Source organism: Pseudomonas sp. FYR_2, assembly GCF_043106425.1.
In the GTDB taxonomy this organism is placed as follows: Bacteria; Pseudomonadota; Gammaproteobacteria; order Pseudomonadales; family Pseudomonadaceae; genus Aquipseudomonas; species Aquipseudomonas monteilii.
The window spans coordinates 1-1,434 of sequence record NZ_JBICMM010000017.1 but is presented as its reverse complement, the minus strand read 5'-3'; the positions used below and the strand labels follow the sequence as shown (position 1 = coordinate 1,434).

Genomic DNA, 1,434 nt, shown 5'->3' with positions numbered 1-1,434 from the left:
GTGCGCCGCCATGGCCGATGGCAAGCCGGCGCCCATGGTCGCCAGGGCGTTGTCCAACAGCACGGTATTTGGCTTGTGCGCCTTGTAGTTGCGGGCGAACCAGATCTTGTAGATGCCGTTGTCCAGGGCAACGATGCCTTCGGACGGCAGCACGCGACGGATGTCGGCAACCAGGCGCTGCGGGTAGACCGGGAAGCGGTCGTCGTCGGCGCCTTCGGCGATTTGCGCTTCGTTGGCTTCACGGATGGCCATCAGGCGAGTGAAGTCCCAGTGCGAGGTTTCGGTGAGGGCTTCGCTGATCTGCCACACGGCGTTGGCGATATCGCCGATCACTTCGACCTGCGGGAAGTACACGGCATCGACTTCAGCGGAACGGAAGTTGATGTGGATGACTTCGGTGCCACCACGGACCATGAAGAATGGCGGCTTCTCGATCACGTCGTGGCCGATGTTGACGATCAGGTCAGCGGCTTCAACCGCACGATGCACAAAATCGCCGGACGACAGGGCGGCGTTGCCCAGGAAGCGCGGGTGGCGCTCGTCGACCACACCTTTACCCAGCTGGGTGGTGATGAACGGGATGCCGGTCTTGTCGATCAGTTGCTTGAGGACCTTGGCGGTCATCTTGCGGTTGGCGCCGGCGCCGATCACCAGGATCGGGTTACGGGCGTTATGCAGTTTCTGCACGGCGGCTTCGATGGCCACATGCTCGGCCAGCGGGCGGCGGTGCAGGCTGCGCGGGATCGGCAGTGCATCGGTCTGCTCGGCGGCGATGTCTTCCGGCAGCTCCAAGTGTACCGCACCCGGCTTTTCTTCTTCGGCCAGGCGGAAGGCTTCGCGCATGCGCGACGGGATGTTGTCGGCCGAGGCGAACTGGTGGGTGTACTTGGTGATGGGGTCCATCATGCCGCACACGTCGATGATCTGGAAGCGGCCCTGCTTGGACTTCTTGATCGGCTTCTGGCCGGTGATCATCATCATCGGCATGCCGCCCAGGTAGGCGTAGGCGCTGGCAGTAACCAGGTTGGTGGCGCCGGGGCCGAGGGTCGACAGGCTGACGCCGGTCTTGCCGGTCAGACGGCCATAGGTGGCGGCCATAAAGCCTGCAGACTGCTCGTGACGGGTCAGTACCAGCTTGATCTTCGACTTGCGCAGGGATTCGAGCAGGTCGAGGTTTTCTTCACCGGGAATGCCGAATACATACTCGACACCTTCGTTTTCCAGGCATTGCACTACAACATCGGCGGCCTTGGCCATCTTGCTTGCTACCTCAAGTGATGGGACGGTGGAAGTCCAGAAATGCGCAGCACGGTACGCTGGCATCGCCAGGCTCAGGGGCAGGAGTGCCCTGAACCAAAGTCTTGACGTAGGGTGGATGAGGGAAAGTCACGTTGATGTGACAGCAATGTTGTCGCAGTCTTGATTTTTTGCCTG

At 61.4% G+C, this 1,434-nt stretch carries 1 protein-coding gene; it reads right to left on the bottom strand.

Annotated elements, in window-relative coordinates:
* On the bottom strand, nt 1-1,257 hold a 1,257-nt coding region (locus tag ACF8R4_RS07310; RefSeq protein ID WP_392492016.1), incomplete at its 3' end, for an acetolactate synthase large subunit.
* Nucleotides 1,258-1,434: the final 177 nt, after the last annotated feature.